Source organism: Micromonospora maritima (genome assembly GCF_902825405.1).
Lineage (GTDB): Bacteria > Actinomycetota > Actinomycetes > Mycobacteriales > Micromonosporaceae > Micromonospora > Micromonospora maritima.
On record NZ_CADEAU010000383.1, the window covers coordinates 1 to 5136 of the forward strand.

At 74.7% G+C, this 5136-nt stretch carries 7 protein-coding genes; 5 read left to right on the plus strand and 2 right to left on the minus strand.

The window, feature by feature from the left end; all coding sequences use genetic code 11:
• The first annotated feature begins 105 nt into the window (after positions 1 to 105).
• The 4 genes from HUW36_RS25000 (at position 106) to HUW36_RS25015 (ending at position 2794) form a co-directional block, all read left to right on the plus strand.
• Complete coding sequence (locus HUW36_RS25000) at positions 106 to 774, plus strand: hypothetical protein (RefSeq protein ID WP_174530405.1); 669 nt, start codon at positions 106 to 108, stop codon at positions 772 to 774.
• Positions 775 to 846: 72 nt separating this feature from the next.
• The gene (locus HUW36_RS25005) at positions 847 to 1161 is read left to right on the plus strand and encodes a DUF2516 family protein (RefSeq protein ID WP_174530406.1); all 315 of its coding nucleotides are present in this window, start codon (positions 847 to 849) and stop codon (positions 1159 to 1161) included.
• Positions 1158 to 2045 (plus strand): alpha/beta fold hydrolase, encoded by an 888-nt coding sequence (locus HUW36_RS25010; protein ID WP_174530407.1) that lies wholly within the window; start codon positions 1158 to 1160, stop codon positions 2043 to 2045. Before HUW36_RS25005 ends, HUW36_RS25010 begins: the two co-directional genes overlap by 4 nt.
• Before the next feature lie 11 nt (positions 2046 to 2056).
• A complete protein-coding gene (locus HUW36_RS25015; protein WP_174530408.1) occupies positions 2057 to 2794 on the plus strand; it encodes an alanyl-tRNA editing protein in 738 nt (245 codons plus the stop codon).
• A gap of 1 nt (position 2795) precedes the next feature.
• Here HUW36_RS25015 and HUW36_RS25020 read toward each other — a convergent pair whose 3' ends face one another.
• Positions 2796 to 3485, minus strand: a complete 690-nt coding sequence (locus HUW36_RS25020; RefSeq protein WP_281357558.1) for a nucleotidyltransferase domain-containing protein — start codon at positions 3483 to 3485, stop codon at positions 2796 to 2798.
• 57 nt (positions 3486 to 3542) lie between these two features.
• On the opposite strand from HUW36_RS25020, the gene HUW36_RS25025 reads away from it, so the two are divergent.
• Complete coding sequence (locus HUW36_RS25025) at positions 3543 to 4457, plus strand: SDR family oxidoreductase (RefSeq protein WP_174530410.1); 915 nt, start codon at positions 3543 to 3545, stop codon at positions 4455 to 4457.
• Here the strand turns inward: HUW36_RS25025 and HUW36_RS25030 are convergent.
• Positions 4448 to 5136 (minus strand): helix-turn-helix transcriptional regulator (locus tag HUW36_RS25030; RefSeq protein WP_174530411.1); only part of this gene is annotated, 689 nt, incomplete at its 5' end. The genes HUW36_RS25025 and HUW36_RS25030 overlap by 10 nt on opposite strands.

Below are 5136 nucleotides of genomic sequence, written 5' to 3' on the forward strand. Positions count from 1 at the left end.
CACCGAAGCGGGCCCCGCGCCCGCCCCGACCACCGCCGCCACCGAGCGCACGACCGCCCGCCGGGCGGCCCGGAAGGCCGCCGCCGCGGCCGAAGAGGAGCAGTCATGACCCAGCCGAAGACCAACCGCATCCCCGCCCCCCTCTACGCCGCCGCCGGCGCCGGTGAGCTGGCCATCGAGCAGCTGCGCAAGCTGCCCACCGTGGTCAGTGGTCTCGGCACCCGGGTCGTCGCCGACCTCGGCGGCAAGGCCGTCGTGACCGGTGTCGAGCTGCGCCAGAAGGCGACCGAGACGCTCAAGACCGCCAACCTGACCGCCACCGGGCTGCGCGAGCGGGCCGGCTCGACCGACCTGGACCAGCTCCGCGAGGCGGCCAACCTGGACAAGCTCCGCGAGGCCGCTACCCGTAACGCCGCCGCCGTGGTGGCCGGCGCGTACGCCGCGCAGGAGCGGGCCCTGGCCGCGTACGCCGAGCTGGTCGCCCGGGGCGAGCGCGTCGTCGGCGCCGGTGTGCTGGAGGCCGCCGACACGGTGAACGCCGACATCGAGGCGACCGAGGCCACGCCGGCCAGCGCCACGGTGGCGGACGTCGCCCCGAAGACCGAGGTGCCCAGCCCGGTCGAGGTGGCCGAGGCGGTGGCGGCCCAGCCGGCCGCCGTCAAGCGGACCCGGGCCACCAAGGCGACCGCCACCAAGGCGACCGCCACCAAGCCGGCCACCCCGTCGGCGAAGCTGCCGAAGGCCACCAAGCGGACCCGACCGGCCGCCGAGTGACACCAGGCTCCACCGAGACCCCGGACAGCGTCCTGTCGGACGTTTCCGGGGTCTCGGCATAAGCTTGCCGGCATGGCCTACGCCGCGCCGATCTTCGCGTTCGAAGTCCGCTCCGTGATCGAGCTGATCCTGCTCGTCTTCGCCCTGGTCATCCAGGGCGTGGCCCTGGTGCACGCGGTCACCCAGCGGGGCGACGGCTTCGCCGCGCTCGGCACCCTGCCCAAGGGGGGCTGGGTCGCGATCCTGGCGGTCTGCCTGCTGCTGACCCTGCTCGGCTTCGGCCCGATCAGCCTCTTCGGACTGATCGGCATCGCGGCCGGTCTCATCTACCTGCTCGACGTGCGGCCCGGCCTGCGGGACCTGCACGACGGCCGAGGGTCCTGGTGAGAGGTTTCCGCTGGCCCCCGCCGCCGGACGGCGGCCCCCGCACCTGGGGTCCCGGCCCCGGCGCGCCGCGCACCGGACGGCCGGCCCTGCCCGAGCCGGAGACGGACCTGGTCGCCACCCCGCACGGCGTGAGCCTGGAACGACTGGTCACCGGCACCGGCGACCCGGTGACCGTGTTCGCGCACGGGCTGGGCAACGGCATCGCCACCACCCGGCCGTTCGGCAGCGGCGTCACCGGGCGGCGGATCTTCTTCCAGTTCCGTGGCCACGGCCGCTCGGACTCCCCGCCCGGGGCGTGGACCTACCTCGACCTCGCCCGTGACCTGCGGGCCGTCGCCGACCTCGGCGGGGCCACCCGCGCGTTCGGCGCCAGCCTCGGCGCCGGCGCGCTCTGCCGGTTGGTCGCCGAGAGCCCGGAACGCTTCGAGAAGCTCGTCTTCTTCCTGCCCGCCGTGCTGGACACCCCGCGCGGCGAGGCGGCCCGCACCCGGCTGACCGGGCTGCTCGACGCGGTCGCCGACGGCGACGCCTCGGCGCTGGCCGACGTGGTGTCGCTGGAACTGCCGCCGTCGGTGCGCAACACCCCGGCCGGATGGGCCTACCTGCGGCAGCGGCTCGACCAGCTGCTGCGCGACGGGCTGGCGCCCGGGCTGGCCGGCCTGCCCGAGCAGACCCCGCTGACCGACGCCGGCGCGCTCGCCGCGGTCACCGCCCCGGCCCTGGTCATCGGCTGCCTGGGCGACGACCTGCACCCGGCCGCCGTGGCCGAGCAGTTGGCCGCCACGCTGCCCGACGCCACCCTGCACGTGTACGACCGGCCCGGCTTCGCCTGGACCGAACGCGCCGACCTGCGGGAGCGCATCTCGACGTTCCTCAACGGGTAACGTCGCCTGCCATGGGCGTCACACACCACGGCCGTACGCACCGCCTCGACCTCGCCGACCCCACGCTGCGCGAGTGGACGTGCCGGGTGCTGGCGGCCGACCCCGAGCAGGGCGTCGTGCTGGACCGGTCCGCGTTCTACCCGGGCGGCGGCGGGCAGCCGCCGGACCACGGGGTGCTGCTCTGGCAGGGCGTGCAGACCCGGATCGTGGGCACCCGCAAGGGCGACGACCTGTGGCTGGTCCCGGCCGACGGCGACCCGCTGCCGCCGGTCGGCACCGAGGTCACCGGCGCGGTGGAGGACGCCCGGCGGACCATGCTGATGCGCACCCACTCCGGGCTGCACGTGTTGTGCGGCGTGGTGTTCCGCGACTTCGGCGCGCTCGTCACCGGCGGCAACATGGAACCGGGCGAGGCTCGGATGGACTTCAACCTCCCCGAGGTCCCGCCGGACTTCAAGACCCGCATCGAGGAACTCGTCAACGCCGAGGTGGCCGCCGACCGCTCGGTCGCCGTCCGGGTGCTGCCCCGCGCCGACGCGCTCGCCCTGCCGGACATCATCCGCACCCAGTCCAACCTGATCCCGCCGGACGAGCAGGAGGTGCGGATCGTCGACATCGTCGGGTTGGACGTGCAGGCCGACGGCGGCACACACGTCGCGTCCACCGCCCAGATCGGCAAGGTCCAGGTGGTCAAGGTGGAGAGCAAGGGGCGGGCCAACCGCCGCGTCCGGGTCCGGCTCGCGGACTGAGTCAGCGGGGCAGGTACGCCGCCCGGACGTCGAGCAGCCACCGCTCCACGGTCTGCTCGTCCGGGCGCTCCGGCAACGGCGAGCGGGTCCGGGCGAACTCCGTCTCGGCGGCGGCCACCAGTGCCTGCGCCTCGTCCAGCGCGCCGCCGGCCACCCGCTCGCCGAACGCGCGGAACCAGCCCGGGTCGGCGAGCCGGATCTCCAGCACCCCGGTCGCGTACAGCACCCGGCCCTGGTGCAGCAGCCGGGCCAGGTGCCGGGCATGCTTCGCCGAGCGCCGCCGGCCGCCGGTGTCCGCCGGGGCGGTGGCGAGCCTGCGGAACTGCTGCGACGCGTACCCGAGGTAGGCGTCGCGGACGCGGGGCGCGCTGAGGAACGCCGACCGGATGGCGATCAGCCGCTCGCCGAACCCGGTACGGGTCTCGTAGCAGTCGTCCGGCAGCCACATCAGCTCGGTGGCGGTCGGGTTGCCGCTCAGCGCCAGCAGCGCGTACTTGCGCGCCTCGTGCAGCGTGACGTCCGGGTCGGTGGTGACCACCGACTCCCGGGGCGGGCGCAGGCCGTGGAACGCGACCGTGGGCGCGGCGAAGACGCCGAGCCGGTCGGTGTCCGAGCCGGGGCCGGCCAGCCCGTACGCGACCGAGCCGACGACGCCGGAGAGCAGCAGGTGCATGCCGTCATGATCGCGGATGCGGTGCGATCGGGAAACCGGACTTCGGCTGTCAGGTATCGGTGACACGGTTGTGGCATGACATCACCACTGACCGGAAAGGTGGCGCTCGTCGCCGGCGCGACCCGGGGCGCCGGCCGGCAGATCGCCGTTCAGCTCGGCGCCGCCGGGGCCACCGTCTACGCCACCGGCCGCACCACCCGCGAGCGCCGCTCCGAGATGGACCGGCCGGAGACCATCGAGGAGACCGCCGAGCTGGTCACCGCCGCCGGCGGCACCGGCATCGCGGTGGCGGTCGACCACCTCGACCCCGAGCAGGTACGCGCCCTGGTCGAGCGGATCGACGCCGAACAGGGCCGCCTAGACGTGCTGGTCAACGACATCTGGGGCGCGGACCCGCTGATCACCTGGGAGAAACCGGTCTGGGAGCAGCCGCTCGACGCCGGCTTCCGCACGTTGCGGCTGGCCGTCGACACCCACATCGTCACCAGCCACTTCGCGTTGCCGCTGCTGATCCGCAACCCGGGTGGGCTGGTCGTCGAGATCGGCGACGGGACCAAGGAGTACAACGACGGCGAGTACCGCCTGTCGGTCTTCTACGACCTGGCCAAGGTGTCGGTGAACCGGCTCGGGTTCAGCCAGGGGCACGAGCTGGCCCCGTACGGCTGCACCGCGGTCGCGCTCACGCCCGGCTGGCTGCGCTCCGAGGCGATGCTGGAACACTTCGGCGTCACCGAGGCCACCTGGCGCGACGGCGCGAAGACCGAGCCGCACTTCGTCATGTCCGAGACGCCGGCGTTCGTCGGGCGCGCGGTGGCCGCGCTCGCCGCCGACCCGGACCGGGCCCGCTGGAACGGGCAGTCCCTCGACGCCGGCAGCCTGGCCCAGGTGTACGGCTTCACCGACGTCGACGGCAGCCGCCCGCACTGGGCCCGCTACTACGAGGAGGTGGTCAAGCCGGGCAAGCCGGCGGATCCGGCCGGCTACCGCTGACCGTCGGGCGGCGGATCGGTGTAGAGCGCCGCCGCGCGGCGGGCCGCCTCGGCGAAGCGTGCCCGCAACCGCGGCGGCGCCAGCACCTCCACCTCCGGGCCGAGCGCCAGCAACTGGTTGTACGCCACGTCGATCGACTCGACAGGCAGCCGCAGCACGAGCCGGCCCTGCTCGTCCGGCGGACCGGCCGCGTCGACCGCCTCGGTGTAGACGAACGGCGCGTCCACCAGGTGCCGCAACGTCCGCAGGCCGGCCGGACCGAGCCGTACCGTCACCCGCTCCCGGAGCAGTTCGCGCAGGAACGCGCCGGCCTGCTCCCGCCAGTACGCCCCCAGGTCGAAGCCCTCGTCCCGGTCGAAGCCCGCCGCGCCCACCTCGACGTCGACCACCCGGTCCACCCGGTACGTCCGCCAGGCGTCGCCGATCCGGCCCACCAGGTACCAGACCCCGTTCTTCAGCACCAGCCCGTACGGCGCGAGCGTGCGGGTCACCTCCCGGTCCCCGCGCCGGTAGCGCAGCTCCACCATCCGGTCCCGCCACACCGCCCGGGCCAGCTCGGCGAGGGCCGGCGGCGGCGCGGTCTCCCGGAACCAGCCCGGCACGTCCAGGTGGAACCGCTGACCCGTGCGCGCCGGCGCGTCGCGCAGGCTCGGCGGCAGCGCGGCGAGCACCTTCAGCT